18 protein-coding genes are annotated in these 16,423 nt (G+C 68.8%); 8 read left to right on the plus strand and 10 right to left on the minus strand.

The annotated features are described in order from the left end of the window. Window positions 1-111: 111 nt before the first annotated feature. From ML01_RS21580 to ML01_RS21595, 4 genes are read right to left on the minus strand one after another with little or no spacing between them, the layout of a single operon-like run. Entirely contained in the window at window positions 112-558 is a 447-nt protein-coding gene (locus ML01_RS21580) for an ATP synthase subunit C (RefSeq protein ID WP_058557460.1), read from the minus strand. After that, window positions 555-2,363, minus strand: coding sequence for a V-type ATP synthase subunit I (locus tag ML01_RS21585; RefSeq protein ID WP_058557461.1), 1,809 nt, complete (start codon window positions 2,361-2,363; stop codon window positions 555-557). The genes ML01_RS21580 and ML01_RS21585 overlap by 4 nt, the downstream gene beginning before the upstream one ends. A 1-nt stretch (window position 2,364) precedes the next feature. Beyond that, a complete protein-coding gene (locus ML01_RS21590) occupies window positions 2,365-2,982 on the minus strand; it encodes a V-type ATP synthase subunit D (RefSeq protein WP_058557462.1) in 618 nt (205 codons plus the stop codon). Window positions 2,983-2,998: 16 nt separating this feature from the next. Continuing rightward, the gene (locus tag ML01_RS21595; RefSeq protein ID WP_058557463.1) at window positions 2,999-4,369 is read right to left on the minus strand and encodes a V-type ATP synthase subunit B; all 1,371 of its coding nucleotides are present in this window, start codon (window positions 4,367-4,369) and stop codon (window positions 2,999-3,001) included. A gap of 627 nt (window positions 4,370-4,996) precedes the next feature. On the opposite strand from ML01_RS21595, the gene ML01_RS29165 reads away from it, so the two are divergent. Continuing rightward, window positions 4,997-5,260, plus strand: coding sequence for a PIN domain-containing protein (locus ML01_RS29165; RefSeq protein WP_254045350.1), 264 nt, complete (start codon window positions 4,997-4,999; stop codon window positions 5,258-5,260). A 58-nt stretch (window positions 5,261-5,318) separates the two neighbouring features. Here the strand turns inward: ML01_RS29165 and ML01_RS21605 are convergent, their stop codons facing one another. Next, window positions 5,319-6,095 (minus strand): DedA family protein, encoded by a 777-nt coding sequence (locus ML01_RS21605; RefSeq protein WP_058557465.1) that lies wholly within the window; start codon window positions 6,093-6,095, stop codon window positions 5,319-5,321. 83 nt (window positions 6,096-6,178) lie between these two features. Further along, entirely contained in the window at window positions 6,179-7,924 is a 1,746-nt protein-coding gene (locus ML01_RS21610) for a lipopolysaccharide biosynthesis protein (RefSeq protein WP_371258232.1), read from the minus strand. A 175-nt stretch (window positions 7,925-8,099) separates the two neighbouring features. Here ML01_RS21610 and ML01_RS21615 point away from each other — a divergent pair, with 175 nt between their 5' ends. The 3 genes from ML01_RS21615 (at window position 8,100) to ML01_RS21625 (ending at window position 10,149) form a co-directional block, all read left to right on the plus strand. Beyond that, window positions 8,100-8,399, plus strand: a complete 300-nt coding sequence (locus tag ML01_RS21615; protein WP_058557466.1) for a type II toxin-antitoxin system Phd/YefM family antitoxin — start codon at window positions 8,100-8,102, stop codon at window positions 8,397-8,399. 6 nt (window positions 8,400-8,405) lie between these two features. Beyond that, window positions 8,406-8,732: a type II toxin-antitoxin system RelE/ParE family toxin gene (locus ML01_RS21620; RefSeq protein WP_058557467.1), complete on the plus strand. Its 327-nt coding sequence runs from the start codon at window positions 8,406-8,408 to the stop codon at window positions 8,730-8,732. A gap of 73 nt (window positions 8,733-8,805) precedes the next feature. Continuing rightward, the gene (locus ML01_RS21625; protein ID WP_058557468.1) at window positions 8,806-10,149 is read left to right on the plus strand and encodes a hemolysin family protein; all 1,344 of its coding nucleotides are present in this window, start codon (window positions 8,806-8,808) and stop codon (window positions 10,147-10,149) included. Window positions 10,150-10,214: 65 nt separating this feature from the next. Here ML01_RS21625 and ML01_RS21630 read toward each other — a convergent pair whose 3' ends face one another. The 4 genes from ML01_RS21630 to ML01_RS21645 form a co-directional block, all read right to left on the minus strand. Next, window positions 10,215-10,904, minus strand: coding sequence for a Uma2 family endonuclease (locus ML01_RS21630; RefSeq protein WP_058557479.1), 690 nt, complete (start codon window positions 10,902-10,904; stop codon window positions 10,215-10,217). A gap of 296 nt (window positions 10,905-11,200) precedes the next feature. After that, window positions 11,201-12,172, minus strand: a complete 972-nt coding sequence (locus ML01_RS21635; RefSeq protein WP_058557469.1) for an SPFH domain-containing protein — start codon at window positions 12,170-12,172, stop codon at window positions 11,201-11,203. Continuing rightward, on the minus strand, window positions 12,162-13,193 hold the full coding sequence (locus ML01_RS21640; RefSeq protein ID WP_058557470.1) for an SPFH domain-containing protein: 1,032 nt from the start codon (window positions 13,191-13,193) through the stop codon (window positions 12,162-12,164). Before ML01_RS21640 ends, ML01_RS21635 begins: the two co-directional genes overlap by 11 nt. 132 nt (window positions 13,194-13,325) lie before the next feature. After that, window positions 13,326-13,940, minus strand: coding sequence for a histidine phosphatase family protein (locus ML01_RS21645; protein ID WP_058557471.1), 615 nt, complete (start codon window positions 13,938-13,940; stop codon window positions 13,326-13,328). Window positions 13,941-14,054: 114 nt separating this feature from the next. Here ML01_RS21645 and ML01_RS21650 point away from each other — a divergent pair, with 114 nt between their 5' ends. The 4 genes from ML01_RS21650 to ML01_RS29755 form a co-directional block, all read left to right on the plus strand. Then, complete coding sequence (locus ML01_RS21650; protein WP_058557472.1) at window positions 14,055-14,360, plus strand: hypothetical protein; 306 nt, start codon at window positions 14,055-14,057, stop codon at window positions 14,358-14,360. Between the two features lie 18 nt (window positions 14,361-14,378). After that, a complete protein-coding gene (locus ML01_RS21655) occupies window positions 14,379-15,077 on the plus strand; it encodes a metal-dependent hydrolase (protein ID WP_058557473.1) in 699 nt (232 codons plus the stop codon). Between the two features lie 314 nt (window positions 15,078-15,391). Further along, on the plus strand, window positions 15,392-15,859 hold the full coding sequence (locus ML01_RS21660; protein ID WP_058557474.1) for a ferritin-like domain-containing protein: 468 nt from the start codon (window positions 15,392-15,394) through the stop codon (window positions 15,857-15,859). 370 nt (window positions 15,860-16,229) lie between these two features. Continuing rightward, the coding region (locus tag ML01_RS29755) for a hypothetical protein (protein WP_162268078.1) at window positions 16,230-16,423 on the plus strand (194 nt) is incomplete at its 3' end.

Below are 16,423 nucleotides of genomic sequence, written 5' to 3' on the forward strand. Positions count from 1 at the left end.
CTACGAAACACGCGAAAAGCGCGAAAAAATGCCCGGCCGACGGCCCTCCTTATCGCGTGTTTCGTGTTCTTCGCAGTTAAAAAGTGAAACGCCGAATACTTCGCGTTTCATTCAGGCCGGGATGTTGCCGGCAAGCACCAGCGCGAAGACGAAGACGAATACCGAGAAGCCCTCGACAATGGCCGCCGGCGCCAACGACAGGCCGAAGATCTCGGGCTTCACCTTCATCGCCTGGATGGCCGACGCGCAGGCGCGCCCTTGCAGCACGCTCGCATACAGCAGCGCGATGCCGGCCAAGAGCCCGATGCCGAACATGCCGGGCGCCGCCGTGGCGGTGACGTCGCGTTGCAGCGTGAACATGATGACGATGCCGTAGATGACGCCGGTGGACGGCATCACGGACACGCCGAGATAGCGCCCCTGGCCGGACTCGGTGTCCACCATGGCGCCGATGGCCGCCTGCCCGGCGATGGCGCAGCCGATGATGCTGCCGATGGCGCTCAGTGCCAGCGCGCCGAACAGCCCGGTCCAGCCCAGCGTAATGATCAGCTCGCTCATTCCGTCATCTCCGTCTTCTTGAAGGGCCGGAAGGGATAGCCCTCGCCGGACAGTGCCCAGTTGTAGAACTCGATGTAGTTGAGCCTAAGCCCATGCACCACGCCGCTGATGAGCCCGAGCGCCAGGTTGAGCGAGTGGCCGATGACGAGCAGCAGGATCTGCAGCAGCAGCCCGAGCCCCGGCACCTGCGCGCCCACCTGCCGCGCGAGATCATTGAAGGTCAGCGCCAGCGACGCCGACGCGAGCCCGAGCGCGAACAGCCGCAGATAGGACAGCGTATCGCCGAAGATCTTCGTCACCTGCGTCAGCGCCATGAGCCCGTCGAGCCCGCGCAGCAGGAGCGAGCCGAGGCCTGCGATGGGCCGCGCGCTGCTGGCGACGAACACCAGCAGCAGCCCGAGCCCGATGCCGACAATGCCGACCGCCTGCGCGAGGTCCGCCGCCTGCGCCGCGCCCATGCCGAGCCACAGCGTGAAGCCGCCCAGCGCGACCAGCATCCAGCCGACGGGCGATAGCGCCTGCATGCGCGGCCACAGGTTGCCGGCCCGCACCAGGTTCGCCAGCACGACGTGGAACACGCCGACGCCGACGGAGAGCCTGAGCATGCTGTCGAAGTCGTTGAGGTCGAGCAGGTTCAGCCGCGCCGGCAGGCTCCCCGGCGCCGGCGCGAAGCCGAAGTAGCTGCCCACGGCCACGCCCCAGGCGAAGGACGCCCCGGCGATGGCGCCGCCGAGCACGCGAAACCGCCGCCCGGCCGCCGAAGCGCCGAGCCGGCGCCAGAACAAGACAAGCCCGAGCCCGAGCAGCGCCGCATAGCCGGCGTCCGACAGGATCATCGCGAAAAAGATCGCGAACGAAAAGAACAGCACCCGGGTCGGGTCGAAGCTGGAATAGGCCGGCATCTGGTAGAAGCGCACCAGGTCTTCGCCGGCGCCCAGTTGCTCGTGGTTCGCGAGCAGCGTCGGCGGCAGGTCGGCCGGTGCCGGGTCCTCCAGGAGCAGCGCGAGGTCTTGCTCCTCTGCCAATGCTTCCACCGCCGGCAACTGCGACACGCCCACCCAGCCCTGCACCGCGAACAGGCCGTCGAGGTCCAGCGTTTGGCTCTCGGCATGGCGCAGCACCGCCTGGTCCTCGGCGCGGGCGAAGTGCTTGGTCAACATAAAGACCCAGCGGGTCAGCGCGCGCCGCTCGGCGGTGGCGTCCTCCAGCGCCAGCTCCGCCGCCTCCAACTGGCGCTCGACTTCTTGGAGCGATAAGGCGCCGGTGTGCACGCGCGGCACCGGCAGCGCGTCGGCGGGCGGCTCCTCGGCGGCGATGACGACGACATAGGCATGGCGGGTGCTGCGATGGACGATCTGCCAGGGCAGGTCCAAGCCCTCCAGCGCGCTCAACTGCCGCAGCGGCAGCTCGTAGAACCAGAGCCTCTGTCCGGCCAGCGCATCGCCCGGCGGCAGCCGGAAGTCGCCCCAGGGCGCGAGGTCGCGGGCGCGCTGGGCGAGTGCATCGCGCAGGTCCAGCGTGGCGCGCAGGCGGTCCTTGTTCGCGAGCACTTGGCGCACGGTGGCGGCGATGTCGAAGCCGTGCTCCGCGCGCACCTGCCGGCGCTTCTCGGGCTCGTCGAGCAGCCAGCGCAGCGCGGCGCGGGCGTCCTCGGCGTGCTCCGGCGGCAGCGTCTCGGGCGCCTCCGACGGCGGTGCCAGCGGCAGAAGGTGCGCGCAGCCCAGCGCCTGCAGGCGGTCCAGCACGGCGGCCTTGTGCCGCGCACTGCCGACCAGGGACACGCGCTTCAAGCGCTCGATGGCCATGTCAGCCGATCCCCTCCGCGAGGCCTTCCGCGGCGCGCTTCTTCTTCGCGATCTTGGAGCGCACCACCGCGGCGCGCTCGGCGTCGGACAGCGCGATGCGGATGCGCTTGATGTTGGCGCGGGTGCGCGGGATCAGCACCTTGTCGAACAGGTTGACGCGCTGCGTCACCGTGCGCACGGCGGCCTGCAGGAGCGCCACGCGCCGCTCGGCAATCATCGCCTCGATGCGCAGCCGCGCCGCGTGCTTGAGCGCCTCCACCAGCGGCTCCAGCCAGTGCGGCTTGGAGAGATACCCGTAGGGCCGCACGCTGATGTCCAGCGCCGCGAGCGTCGGCAGCCAGGAGCCCATGACGTTCTCGCGGCCGAGCTCCACGCGCGCCACGCGCACCAGCGCGCTCAAGTCCAGCTCCGCGTTGCCGAGCATGGGCAGGCTGTCCGCGACCTGCTGCCGCGTCGCCGCCATCTGCTCCCCGAGCGCGCGGCGTTCCGCCTCGGCCCGGGCGCGCTCGGCCATGAGCTGCTTGCGCTTCATGTCCAAAGACGGCAGGAACTGCTGATAGCTTTTCAGCCGCTGCATCTGCTGCGACAGCGAGGACTTGCTGAGGGAGACCTTGGCCATGCCGGATGCTGTCGACTTAGGCGAAGGCCGACGCCGCGCCGGCCGGGGCGACCTCGCGCGGGAAGTAGCGGTCGATGAGCTGCTGCTTCATCAACAGCTCCTCGGGCTCGAAGCACTCCGCCATGGTCTGCCAGCACAGATCGAGCGCGTCCTCCAGCGCCAGGCTCACGCCGATGTCCATGAAGCGCTCCCGGAACAACGCGCCGAAGCGCAGCAGCTTCTCGTCGAAGTCGCTCAGCTCGAAGGCCATGGCCTGCTTCTGCTGCGCGTCGCGGGCGCCGGCGTAGAAGCGGATCATGGTGTTCATGACCTGGCCGTGGTCCTCGCGCGTCACCTTGCCGATGACATGCTGCTTTAGGCGCGACAGGCTGCCGAAGGGGTCGAGCACCCCGTCGTGCAGATAAAACTGCCCCTCGGTGATGTAGCCGGTGTTGTCCGGCACCGGATGGGTCACGTCGCCGCCCGGCATCGTGGTCACCGTCAGGATGGTCACGGAGCCGCCCTCGCGGTAGTCGGCGGCCTTCTCGTAGCGGCGCGCGAGCTGCGAGTAGAGATCGCCCATGTAGCCGCGGTTCGACGGCACCGATTCCATGGCGATGCCGACCTCCTTCATCGCGTCGGCGTAGGCGGTCATGTCCGTCAGCAGCACCAGGACGCGCTTGCCTTCTTCGAGCGCGAACTTTTCCGCCACCGCCAGCGCCATGTCCGGCACCAGGAGCCGCTCCACCACCGGGTCCGCGGCCAGGTTCACGAACATCACCGTGCGCGGAAAGCTGCCAGCGTCCTCGAAGGTGCGCCGGAAGTAGTAGTAGTCGTCGAAGATGAGCCCCAAGCCGCCGAACACGATGATGTCCGCATCCGCCTGGATGCCGATGCGGGCCAGGAGCCGGTTGTAGGGTTCGCCGGCGACGGAGAAGATCGGGATCTTCTGGCTCTCCACGAGCGAGTTGAACACGTCGATCATCGGCACGTCGGTGCGGATCATCTTCGACGCCAGCAGCCGCCGGACTGGGTTCACCGACGGCCCGCCGGTGGCGATCTTGGGCTCGTCTTGCAGGTCCGGGCCGGTGTCCAGCAGCTCGCCGTCGCCGCGGAAGACGCGGCCGAGGATGTTCGCGGAGTAGGTCGCCCGCATCGAGTGCCCGAGAAACTGCACCGTAGACGCCGTCGACACGCCCTTGGTGCCCGCGAACACCTGCAAGGATGCGGTATCGCGGTCGATACGGATGACGCGAGCGAGGGACCGAAAGCCGTCCACGCCCTCCACCAGCGCCAGGTCGTCGTAGGCGATGCTCGGCGCGCCCTGTCCGGCGCTGCCGATGCGCACCTTCAGGATGTCGCCGACGATCTCGATGACATCGGTGTAACGGGTCAGGGTCAGGGCCATGGGGCCTCCTCAGTGGGTGCCGGGGCCATTGCAGCCGATCCGCGGCGCCGCGGCAACCGGCGACATGCCCAAACTGGGGCATCACCGACGCAAGGCCGCCTTGAGCGCCGGGCGCGCTAGAGAGAGATCTCGCGCAGAGGCGCAGAGGCGCAGAGGCGCAGAGGCGCAGAGGCGCAGAGAAGGAAAGAAAACGAGCACAAGAGCGACGTGAGGCAGTGCGCGGCCGAAGGCGGCAGAGCCGCGAAGAGGCGTACCGAGGCAGAGCCTCGGCACGAGATACCGTGGTCGTCATCGAGTATCCGGGTGTGTTTACGGATGACGGATGACGGATGACGGATGACGGATGACGGATGACGGATGACGGATGACGGGTGTTGACTGGAGTGTTGACCTCCAGGTCAACACGGCGACAGAGCGCGATGCACGGATGTCGCGAGTGCGGAGCCGACCTGCAGGTCGGCCCTCCGGCCCGGCTCCGGCCCGGTTCCGACTCCGGGCAGGCAACTGCTGCCGGCTGGTGCCGAGGGTCCGCCTCGGCACCGGGTCCGGCGGCTCTGCCGCCGGTGCACGGCCCGAGGTGGCAGAGCCGCGAGGAGGCGTACCGAGGCTGAGCCTCGGCACGAGACAATTGTCGACACGAACCTTTGGGTCTATGCCCACCTCGATGCCGAGGACGACCCCCGCCACAGGATCGCGCTGGATTTGGTCTCGGGCTTGGAGAGCGCCGTTATCAGCGCGCAGGTTGCCATGGAGTACTACAACGTCATGCGCGGCGAGAGCCAGGCCGACGCGTGGATAGAGCGCAACCTGCTCGCGCCGCGGCGGCTGGCGGGCCTGGAGCCCGCGGACGTTGGGCGCAAGGCTCCTCCTGCGGAGCAGCGAAGACGGTAGGCCGGGCGGAGCCCGGCACGAGCGTGCAGCAACGGCCCCGACACGGGTCGGTCGGCTGCTAGTCCTTGCGGGGCGGGGACGTGGCCGCTGCGCCGTTGCGTCGCCGGCCCCGAAACAGATAGGCGAGGACGGCGATCAGCGCCAGCGCGACGGCGCCGGCGATCCAGGGGTTGATCTTCTGGATCAGCGCGTGCACGGCGTGCAGGTGCTCGGCGAGGTAGAAGGTGCCGAGCCCCCAGACGCCGACCCAGAGCAGGGCGCCGAGGACGTTGAAGACGGTGAACAGCCACCAGGGCATGGCGAGTGTGCCGGCGAGGATGCCGTTCAATTGCCGCGGGCCGTCGAAGAACCGCGCGAGCACGATGAAGCCGCCGCCGAAGCGCTCGAACAGGCCGGCGAGCTTCGCCTCACGCGCCTCATTGACGTGCAGCCTGCGCAGCAGCGGGCGTCCGCCGCGCTTGCCGATGAGGTAGCCCAGGCTGTTGCCGAGCACGGCGGCGAGCACGGCGAGCGGGAACAGGAGCAGCGGGTGCATGTGCCCGCGGGCGGCCTCCAGCGCGCCCGCCATCAACAGGGTCTGACCCGGCGCCGGCACGCCGAAGCCCTCCACCGACACCGCCCCGGCGACGCCGGCATAGCCGTAGCGCTCCACCAGCGGCTGCATGCGCGCGACGGCGGCCTTGAGGTCGCGAGACGCTGCGCCCGCAAGCGCTTCCGCGTCCGCCTCCAGCGCGTGCTGCGCGAGGGTGATGCCGGGCAGGGCGAGCAGCGCGACGAGGATTGCCGCGAGCCAGGCTGTTGCAGGACCGTTCGAACGGGGTGGGGTTTGCGTCATGGCTGTTTACCGGGTGATCGAGGATATGCCGAGCCGCGCTGCATCGGCCGGTAACCGCCTGAGGCAAGCGCGCCATGCGCGCCTCAGCGCCTGCTGCCGAGCCGCCACAGCAGATAGGCGAGCAGCGCGTAGAGCGGCGCCTTGTCGGCGTCGTTCAGCAGCATGCTCGCGATGGCCATGCCCAGCGCCACCGCGGCCAGCGCGAGGTCGATGTAGGCCAGGATCGGCTTGGGTGCCGCCGCGGCCGCGGCCGTGGCAATCCGCGGGCGCGTCGCCGCCGGGCGCATGGTCGCCTGCGGGCGCATGGTTGCCTGCACGCGCAGCGCCCGCTGCGGCCTCGCCGGTCGGGCTCGCCGGCCCTTCGCGCGGGTGAGCCGGCGGCCATCGAGCAGGGCGACGATGGCGACATAGAGCGCCAGCAGCAGGGTGCCGGCGGCGGCAAAATGCCAGCCGAGCGTGTCCGTGAGCCAGCGACCGGCGGCGTAGAGCCCGAGGCCCAGCGTGACGTAGCCGAGCACCCGCAGCACCTCGTAGGGCACCGGGTAGTAGCGCCGGCCGAGGCCGTAGGACAAGAGCACCATGACGCTGTAGCAGATGAGGTGCGCCCAGGCGGCGCCCTCGAAGCCGAAGGTCGGCACCAAGAGCCACAGCGACGCGACAGTGATGCCGGCGCCCGCCAGCGCCACCCAGGCGCCCATCAGCGTGCGGTCCGTGAGCTTGTACCAGATGGACAGGTTCACGTAGATGCCGAGCAGCAGGTTCGCGAGCAGGAGCACCGGCACCACGTGCAGGCCTTCGCGGTAGGCGCTGCCGACGAAGTACTGGAAGACGTCGAGGTACAGCGTGACCAGCAGGAAGATGAACACGCAGAAGATCACGAACCAGGTCAGCACCAGCGAGTAGACCTGGCGCGCGTCCTTCTCCTTGGCGTAGCTGAAGAAGAAGGGCTCGCCCGCGTAGCGGAAGGCCTGGATGAACAGGGTCATCAGAATCGACAGCTTATAGACGGCGCTGTAGATGCCGAGCTGCGCCATGTTCGTCGCGTCGTCGTAGGGCAGCAGGAACTTGAGCGCGGCGCGGTCCAGCATCTCGTTGACGATGCCGGCCATGCCGATGACGACCATGGGCAGGGAGTAACGCAGCATGCGCCGGAACAGTGCCCCATCGAAGCCCGTGAGGGCGCCGCGGAACTGCGGCGTCAGCAGGAGCAGCTTGAGCCCGCTCGCCGCGAGGTTGGACAGGAACACATAGCCGACGCCAATCTCGGGGTCCCAGATCTGCCCCCGAAATGACCCCGGGTCCGCCTCGAACGCCTGCCGGCAGATGACGATGAAGAACACGTTCAGCGCGATGTTGGCGCCGATCTCGATGAGCTTGATGCCCGCGAACCGCAGCGCCTTGTCCTCCGCCCGCAGCCGCGCGAAGGCCGCGCTGCCCACCGAGTCCATGGCCAGGATGGCCGCGACCCACCAGATGTACTCCGGATGCGCGCCGTGGCGCAGCAGCTCGGCGACGGGCTGCTGGAAGACCACCGCCAAGATCAAAAAGCCGCCGTTGGCGAGGATCAGGAACCGCAGCACCGTCGCCAGCACGGTGTTTGGATCGTCCTCGCCCGCCGAGCGAAAGCGAAAGTAGCCCGTCTCCATGCCGAAGGTCATGAGCACCGCGAGGAAGCCCATGTAGGCGTAAAACTCCGCGACGACGCCGTAGTCCGCCGGCACAAAGGTATAGGTGTACAGCGGCACCAGCAGGTAGTTCAGGAACCTGCCGACGATGCTGCTGAGCCCGTAGACGGCGGTCTGGGAGGCGAGGCGTTTGAGGGGGTTCACGTTCGGGGGATCAACTGGCTCGCGGGCGCTGGGACCGGCGCCGGGATGCGCGGCGGGCGGGATTGTCGCATGCGATCAGGGCTTTTCGCCGATCCGCTCGCCCGGGGCAAAGCTTGACGGGACAGGGCCCGCGGCGTAGCTTGCGACGAAATTCAGTCCGAATACGGTTGGTAAGATGAGCGAAGATATCCTGAGCCTGAGCCAGTTCAAGGCCGACGCGAGCCGGCTGTTGGACCAAGTGCGGGACGAGCCGAAGACGCTGGTGCTGACCCAAAACGGCCGCGCCCGCGCCGTGGTGGAGGACTACGAGCACTACCAGGCCCGCGAGCGTGCGATGCTGATGCTGAGGCTCTTGGCCGAGGGGGAGCGGGATGCGAGCCGGGGCGACAGCATTGCGCAGGCCGAGGTCTTTGCCGATCTCCGGCGGCGGCTGCAAGCACAGCGCGACGACGCCGCGCGAGGTCAGGGCGGCTGAGCCCGGATGGCCGAGCGCGAAGTCCGCTGGACCCGAACGGCCCAGCGCGATCTGGACGCCATCGTCGGCTGGATCAGCGAGGACAGTGTCGATAACGCGCTCGCCGTGCTGGACCGGCTGGAGGCGCGGGCTGCAACCCTGGCGCAGCAGCCCGAGCGCGGCCGCATCGTGCCGGAGCTGCGCACCGCCGACGTCTACCATTATCGCGAGCTGATCGAGCGCCCCTGGCGGCTGGTCTACCGCATCGAGGCCGACGCCGTGCTGGTCATGGCCGTGCTGGACGGCCGGCGGGATCTGCGCTCGCTGTTGCTGGAGCGGTTGGTGCGGGTCTGATCGCGCGCTCGGTTTTGTTGCTTTGAGCTGCACACCCGCTCCGTGCAGCACGCAATAGTCGCCCCGTTAACCCATGGAAATCCTCTTTCTGCTCACACTCGTTGTCCTGAACGGCAGCCTGGCGATGTCCGAGATCGCGCTGGTCACCGCACGTCGGGCGCGCCTCGCGCGGCTCGCGGAGGCCGGTGATCGGGCCGCCGCGGTGGCCGTGCGGCTCGGCGAGGACCCCAACCGCTTCCTCTCGACCATCCAGATCGGCATCACCTCCATCGGCGTGCTGAGCGGCATCGTCGGCGAGGCCGCGCTGGTGCTTCCGGTCCGTGATTGGCTGGTCGACCTCGGGTTGCCCGCGGATACGGCCGTGATCACGGCCACGGCGGCCGTGGTCGCCGGCATCACCTACGTCACCATCGTCGTCGGTGAGCTGGTGCCCAAGCGCCTCGGCCAGATCAACCCGGAGGGCGTCGCGCGGCTCGTCGCGCCGCCGATGCACGCGCTGTCCATTGCGGCGCGGCCCTTCGTCATCCTGTTGGCCTGGTCCACGACCGTCGTGCTGCGGCTGCTCGGACAGCGCGAGCAGGCCAGCCCCGGGGTGACGGAGGACGAGATCCAGGCCCTGCTGCTGGAGGGCTCCGAGGCCGGCGTGATCGACCAGAGCGAGCACACCATGGTGCGCAATGTGTTCCGGCTCGACGACCGCCAGATCGGCTCGCTGATGGTGCCCCGCAGCGAGATCGTCTGGCTGGACCTGAACCTGCCCCTCGAGGCCAACCTCGAGCGCATCGAAGGCTCGGAGCGCTCCCGCTTCCCCGTTTGCCGCGGCGGGCTCGAGGACATCGTCGGCGTGGCCAGCATGAAGCGGCTCTTCCGGCAATGCCTGCACGACGGCATCGACTTAGCGCAGGGGCTGCAGCCGGCGGCCTATGTGCCGGAATCGCTGACGGGCATGGAGCTGCTGGAGGAATTCCGCGCGAACGGGACCTCGATGGTCTTCGTCGTGGACGAGTACGGGGATGTCATTGGCCTGGTGACGCTGCAGAACGTCCTGGAGGCCGTCACCGGCGAGTTCGTGCCGCGTGACCCCGAGGACGCCTGGGCCGTGCAGCGCGGCGACGGCTCCTGGCTCATCGATGGGCTGATCCCCATCCCCGAGCTCAAGGACCAGCTCGGCCTCAAGCAGGTGCCGGAGGAGGAGCGCGGCCGCTATCACACCCTGAGCGGCATGCTGCTGTTGCTGCTCGGGCGTCTGCCCCAGACCGGCGACGCGGCCGACTGGGAGGGCTGGCACCTGGAGGTTGTGGACATGGACGGCAAGCGCATCGACAAGGTGCTCGCTGCGCGGCTGGTCGCGCCGGAGGCGCCTGTTGGGCCAGGGGCGGCGGGCTCAGCAGGTGATGACGGGGCCGGCGGCAGGTGAAGGCGGCCGGCTGTGACGCGGCCCGCGGCCGGCGAGCGTCCGCGCGTCGCGCCGGCGAGCCGTCCTCAGCGACCCTGCTGGAGCTGCGCCCGCAGGCGGGCAAGCTCCGCCTCGGCGGCATCGGCGCGGGCGCGCTCGGCCTCCTCGCGCAACGGCAGCAAGTGCCCGTCTTGGTCCGTCCAGCGGAGCCATTGGGTGTCCAGGCCGAGATAGCGCCCCTGCCATAGGCCGAGCTTGAGGCCCAGGCTCGGCACCGGGAGCCGCCCGGCGCCGTCCGGAAGCAGCGGCAGGTAGCTGTTGCCCTGCAGGATGAACCCGGCGCGATCCTCGGGTGAGAATGGGTCGAACCAGTAGTAGTTCGGCACCCGTAGCTGATCCCGGTAGATGCGCAGCTTCTCGCCCTTGTCCGCCCCGGCCGTGCTCTCCGAGAGCAGCTCGACGACCACGTCGGGCGCCTTGCCTTCCTGCCAGACCACCCAGCTCTTGCGCTCGCCCGGGCGTACGCCGATGGCAACGTAGACGTCGGGGCCGCGGAAGTCCTGCGCCCGCAGATGCTCGGTGTTGAAGTACAGGAACTGGTTGCCGTTGGCGACCACATCCCCGCGCGCCTCGGACCAGAGCTCCAAGCCGCGGAGCAGCAGCTCCATCTGCATTCGGTGTCGGGCGCTCTCCATCGGCATAGCGTCATCGCAGGGCAGCTCGTCCTCAGACGGCAGGCGCGGCGGGAAGGGGAGCTGTTCTGCTCGGGTGGACATGATGGTGAACCGGCCTGGCGGCGGGCGGCTGGTGGTGGCGCCGGCGGGCACCTGTCACTGTGGCACTGGTGCCGCATGCAGGCCGACACTACAACCAACCGAACCGGGGGGGCAAGGCAGGCGCGAGCCAGCGTGGCTGGGGCCGCTGCGCAACCCGCAAGTCCCGAGATCAGCTCGGGCCGTTGCGCGTTGGTCCACTTGCGACAATGCTCCAGCGGTGTCGCGCGTGTGCGGCGCTCTGCGCCCCGGTGCGGAGGAGCACCGCCGCCCAGTCTCGGGATCTCCGCCGCGAAGCGCTAGCGCAGCACCCCCTCGTCGATCTGGAAGCGCGCGAAGCGGCTCGGCGCGGCGGCGTCGGCGGGCGTGCTCGGCGCCGGCTGCGGCCCCGGGCTGGACAGCGACACCAGCACCTGCGCCTCGGCCGGCAGCACATCCACCTCGGCGCCGGATGCGATGAGCTTTTCGGCCTCCAGCACCTGCATCAGCGCGTCGAGCACCTCGGGGTCGTCGGCGGCGATCTCGTTCAGCGTCTCGCCGACCACGGCGGGGCGGGTGGCGGCAGCCTGCGCGAGCTGCTCCGAGACCTTGTAGGCGGTCTGGCTCTTGATGAGGCCGACGCGGTTGTCCCCGTCCTGCTTCATCGCGCTCGTCACCTGCACCAGGCGCTTGACGACCTTGTCCGTGATGTTGTCGACCATCTCGCGATCGGTGAAGGCGACCTTGCGGATGTAGACCGAGCCCAAACGAAAGCCCCACTTCTCGGACAGCGGCGACACCGTGGTGCGCACCTTGCGGCTCAGTTGGTGGCGATCTTCCAGCAGCTTGTCCATCTCCAGATTGGAGAGCGTGGAGATGGTCGCGCTGGCGACGTTGGCCTCGAGCGAGCCTTCGGGATCGGCGTTGTTGAACAGATAGGCCACCGGGTCCGACACCTGCATCTCGTACCAGACGCCGACGCTCATCGGCGTGCCTTCTTCGGAATTGACCAGTTGGTTGCGCAGGTAGCGCTGGCGGATCCTCATGCTCACCGGCTGGCGCGTGCCGAACAGCGGCACCAGGATCGCTTTCGGGCCGAAATGGACCAGCGGGAATTGCAGCCCCGGCTCGTCCAGGATGCCCATCACCTTGCCCAGAAAGGTATAGACCACCGCCTCCTGCTCATTGACGACGGTGTAGAGGCTCAACAGCCGCGCGATGCCGAGCAGGATCGGGATGGCGAGCAGTCCGGCGAAGAAGGCCGGGATGAAGCCGATGGGGTCATTGGGCATGGCGGCCTCCCTCGACGGTAGCGGCGGCGGCGGATGTGGCGGCGGTCATCTGCACGATGCGCCGGGCATTGCCGAGCAGCGGAATGCGCATGTTGCGGATGTAGGCAATCAGTGCCGCGGTGCCGCCCTTGGCCTTGATGCCCTTCAGCGTCGCGGCCAGCTCCTTCAGTGGTGCCACCTCGGCCTGCGCGTTGTTGTGCGCGATCTCCACCGCGCGCTTGCTCATCGTGATCTGCTGCTCGGCGTCGGCGCGGGCGGTGCTGATGTCCGCGGCCACCTGGTTGCGGGTGCTGTTGATGGCGGACAGCGCCCGGTCCACGGCGGGCGGCGGGTCGATCTGCGTGATCAGCGCCGCGTCCAGCTCGATGCCGTAGCGCGCGCCGGTGGCGCGGCATTGCTGCTCCATGTAGTCGTTCAGGAGCGGCAGGTTCTTGCGCAGATCATTGATGGACACGCCCTCGGAGAGCTCCGCCACGATCTCGGCACCGCCGTCGGCGCCGCCGAGCTCGCCGCCCTCCACCAGGCTCTGGCCCCGCGGGTCCACGAAGTTCGCGACCCGCTCGCGCAGCACCGACACGAAATAGCCCATCACGTGCTCCAACGGGCTATCGACGCCGAAGCTGTAGGCGTAGAAGTTGCTTTGCGCCACGCGCCAGCGCAGTTGGCCGTCGATGCCGGTGGTGAGGTTGTCCTTCGTCACCGCCTCGATGGTGGACTGCTGCTTGGTCGGGTCCCAGGTGATGTCGATGGAGTGGGTGGCGATGTCTTCGACGACGGGTCGCTGCCACGGCCACTTGAAGTGCCAGCCGGGGCCGAGAATGCGCAGCAGCGGATAGCGGTAGCGCTTCTGCTCGTCCTCGCTCATGTTCGGGTCTTTGACGAACTGGTTGCCCAGGCGCTGCGCGCGGCCGAGGGTCACCAGCACCGCCCGCTCGTTGGGCTTGACGACAAACCAGGCGCGACTCAGTACCGTGATGCCGAAGTACACGAGCACGCCGGCGAAGAAGGCGACGAGGGTCATGGCTCACTCCATTGCAGGCCGCCGCCGACGGGCGCGGGCGGCGGTTCGCGGTGCGCCGATGGTAGCGCGAAACTGCCGGCGAGTTGTGTGAGCGGACGCTGCTTTGCGCCGCCGCAGCACGCTATGCGGTGGTCAACATCGCGCGTGCGGCGCGTTCACGAAGTGGACCGACCCGCCGAAGGCGCCGTGGGCGATGCGGCTAACGCCGGCATAGTCGATGGTCATGCGATACCAGGCCGCGTCCTCGGCGCCGAGCACATACCCGAGCACGGCCCGCGACACGCCGGCATGACAAACGATGAGCAAGTGCTGCCCCGGCCAGTGCGCGAGCTGCCGCGTGTAGGCGCGGGCGATGCGCTCGCGAAAGGCGGCAAGCCCTTCACCCCCGGGCGGGCGATGCGCGACCGGGTCGCGCCGGAAGGCGTCGAACAAGACCGGGTCCGCGGTCGCCACCTCGCTGTGCCGATGGCCCTCCCAGGCGCCCATGCCGATCTCGCGCAGCTCCGGCTCCACGGCCAGCGGCAGGCCGAGGCGCGACGCGACCTCGCCGGCGAATTCCCGGCAGCGCGCCATCGGCGAGCTGACGATCTGCTGCCAGGGCGCGCCCTGCGCGATGGCCGGCGCCACGGCGGCGCGCATCTGCGCCCAGCCCGTCTCGCTCAGTGGGTGGTCGCAGCCGTTGCCGCGGATCATGCGCCCGCCGACGGGCTCGCCGTGGCGGATCAGGTCAACAACTGTATCCTGCATTTTGAAGAGAGGGGCTAGGGGCTAGGGGCTAGGGGCTAGGGGCGAGGGGCTAGGAGCTAGCCCCTCGCCTCCGCTTCCGCGACAATCCGGCCATTCCATCACAGGACGCGTCACATGCGACGACTGCACAAGATCTACCCCGGCCTCGACGAGGACAGTTACGGCGGCATGACGACCACCGGCACCATCGTGCGCGACGCACAGGTGTTCGGCCTGATTGCGGAGGACGAGACCTGCGCCGGCTGGTCCATCGCCGCGATCCAGAACCTCTACGATCAGGTCTCCGACGCGTGGCGCCCTTACGGCCACATGGTCTCGATGCTGCCGGAGGACCTGCGCGCGCGCCACAAGCGCATCTACGACGCCGCCATCGCCCGTGCCAAGGAGCGCGGCTGGGGTCCGGATCTGTACCCCGACTAACCGGCGCCGCCACCGGCCTTGGCCAACTTCCGCACCCACCTCACCGGCGGGGCCGTCGTGGCGGCCGTCGCGGCCTTCGCAAGCTATGGCGAAGGTCTCAGCAACGCCGCCGAGACTCAGGCACTCTTCGCCGTCGGCACCGTCGCGAGCCTGCTGCCGGACATTGATGCCGACGACTCGACGCCGTTGCGCGCGACCTTCGACATCGCCGGCATCGTCATCGGCTTCTTGGTGGCCTTCGCCTTTGCTGGGCGCTTTCGGGCGCTGGAGCTGATGCTGATCTGGGCCGGCACCTGGGCGCTGGTGCGCTGGCCGCTGCGGCTTGTGTTCTCGCGCTTCACCGTGCACCGCGGCATCTGGCACACGCTGCTGATGGCCGCGGTCATCGCGCTTGCTGCCGGCATCGCGGCGGACCTGTGGCTCGGGCTGTCGGCGGCGCTGTCCTGGCTGGTGACGGCGTTCGTGTTGCTCGGCTACAGTACACACTTGGTGCTGGACGAGCTCGCGAGTGTGGACCTGCTTGGCCGCCAGGTGAAGCGCTCTTTCGGCACCGCGCTCAAGCCGCTCAGCCTGCGCGCCTGGCCCGCGTCGCTGGCGCTGCTCGCGCTCGCGGTGCTGCTGCTGGGGCTCGCGCCGGAGCCGCGCGCGCTGTTCGCGCTGCTCGGGCGGTTCGGCATCGAGACCGGCGCACTGGCGGCGCACTGGCCGCGCTGGTGAAGGCGCCGGGCGCCCGCCGGCAGCCGCGGCGGGACCTCAGACCGACCAAAGGCCGAGGGCCGAGGGCCGATGAGGGCTCCGTCAAGCAATCCAGGCACCGTTAAAAAACAACGGATACACGCTGATGTCCGACACTCCCGGCCGTTCGTCGGGATCGAAATCGGGATCGAAATCGGGATCGAAAATTAACTCTAGCTTCCACCCCTAACCGTATCCCGCTCAAGCCGCGTCGAAGTGCGAAACCCTTGTGTCGCGCGATATCGCTCGTCGGCGATAGCGACAGAATCTTTACCGATCCGAGTAGAGAGATAACAATGAAAGGCAACCAACGTGTCCTCGCCCACCTGCAACTCGTGCTGAACGGCGAGCTGGCGGCGACGGATCAGTTCCTCGTGCACGCGCGCATGTTCGAGGACTGGGGCTATATCAAGCTCGCCGCGCGCGCCAATGCCGCCCTCGCCGAGAGCCGCCGGCACACGGACCTGATTCTGCGCCGGATGCTGTTTCTGGGCAGCGCGCCGGATCTGGTGCAGGGCGAGGCCATGTCCACCGCCACCGCGGTGCGGGAGATGCTGCGCAAGGACGTCGAGATGGAGTACCGCCTGGTGGACCACCTGCGCGTGGCCATGGTCTGCTGCATCGAAGAGCGGGACTTCCAGACCCAGGCCATGCTCGGCGACATGCTCAGGGAGTGCGAGGAGACGCATGTGAATGCGCTTGAGCAGCAGCTCGCGCAGATGGAGGCGATGGGGTTGGAGAATTTTCTGGCCAGACAATTATAGGAAGGGGCTAGGGGCTAGGGGCTAGGGGCTAGGGGCTAGGGGCTAGGGGCTAGGGGCTAGGGGCTAGGGGCTAGGGGCTAGGGGCTAGGGGCTAGGGGCTAGGGGCATCTAGTACCTAGCGAGGCTTCGCCTCAGACCGACGAGCCGTGGGGTGGCCCTGTTTATCGATGGAGCGGCTAAGCTCCGGATATAGCCGCGTGTGCGGCGAGTGGACATGATGCCCATGTGTCAACCCACCGCGCCGGCACGGACTGGGAGCGCCGGCTTTCAGCCGGCTTCGCGTGCCGGGGGCTCGATGCCCCCGGCGCGCGATCTGCGGCGCGGGAGCCGAGCGGTTGTCCATGGCGCGCCGCCGGGCGGACGACCGCGCATGTGCCCGCTTATCAGCCCAGACGCCGCCGACGCGGCATCGAGCCGCGTCGGCGCCGAGCCGGCTGGAAAGCCGGCGGTCCCAGTGAGCGGCGCCGGCACGGACTGGGAGCGCCGGCTTTCAGCCGGCTTCGCGTGCCGGGGGCTCGATGCCCCCGGCGCGCGATCTGCGGCGCGGGAGCCGGGCGGTTGGCC

It is taken from the genome of Thiohalocapsa sp. ML1 (genome assembly GCF_001469165.1).
GTDB lineage: Bacteria > Pseudomonadota > Gammaproteobacteria > Chromatiales > Chromatiaceae > Thiohalocapsa.

What these genes read in the sequence shown, in the direction of transcription:
- ML01_RS21635 (WP_058557469.1), bottom strand. Translation starts at nt 12,172, where the DNA reads ATGCCCAATGACCCCATCGGCTTCATCCCGGCCTTCTTCGCCGGACTG.
- ML01_RS21630 (WP_058557479.1), bottom strand. Translation starts at nt 10,904, where the DNA reads ATGTCCACCCGAGCAGAACAGCTCCCCTTCCCGCCGCGCCTGCCGTCT.
- ML01_RS21580 (WP_058557460.1), bottom strand. Translation starts at nt 558, where the DNA reads ATGAGCGAGCTGATCATTACGCTGGGCTGGACCGGGCTGTTCGGCGCG.
- ML01_RS21645 (WP_058557471.1), bottom strand. Translation starts at nt 13,940, where the DNA reads ATGCAGGATACAGTTGTTGACCTGATCCGCCACGGCGAGCCCGTCGGC.
- ML01_RS21625 (WP_058557468.1), top strand. Translation starts at nt 8,806, where the DNA reads ATGGAAATCCTCTTTCTGCTCACACTCGTTGTCCTGAACGGCAGCCTG.
- ML01_RS21650 (WP_058557472.1), top strand. Translation starts at nt 14,055, where the DNA reads ATGCGACGACTGCACAAGATCTACCCCGGCCTCGACGAGGACAGTTAC.
- ML01_RS21605 (WP_058557465.1), bottom strand. Translation starts at nt 6,095, where the DNA reads ATGACGCAAACCCCACCCCGTTCGAACGGTCCTGCAACAGCCTGGCTC.
- ML01_RS21595 (WP_058557463.1), bottom strand. Translation starts at nt 4,369, where the DNA reads ATGGCCCTGACCCTGACCCGTTACACCGATGTCATCGAGATCGTCGGC.
- ML01_RS21640 (WP_058557470.1), bottom strand. Translation starts at nt 13,193, where the DNA reads ATGACCCTCGTCGCCTTCTTCGCCGGCGTGCTCGTGTACTTCGGCATC.
- ML01_RS21585 (WP_058557461.1), bottom strand. Translation starts at nt 2,363, where the DNA reads ATGGCCATCGAGCGCTTGAAGCGCGTGTCCCTGGTCGGCAGTGCGCGG.
- ML01_RS21590 (WP_058557462.1), bottom strand. Translation starts at nt 2,982, where the DNA reads ATGGCCAAGGTCTCCCTCAGCAAGTCCTCGCTGTCGCAGCAGATGCAG.
- ML01_RS21620 (WP_058557467.1), top strand. Translation starts at nt 8,406, where the DNA reads ATGGCCGAGCGCGAAGTCCGCTGGACCCGAACGGCCCAGCGCGATCTG.
- ML01_RS21615 (WP_058557466.1), top strand. Translation starts at nt 8,100, where the DNA reads ATGAGCGAAGATATCCTGAGCCTGAGCCAGTTCAAGGCCGACGCGAGC.
- ML01_RS21660 (WP_058557474.1), top strand. Translation starts at nt 15,392, where the DNA reads ATGAAAGGCAACCAACGTGTCCTCGCCCACCTGCAACTCGTGCTGAAC.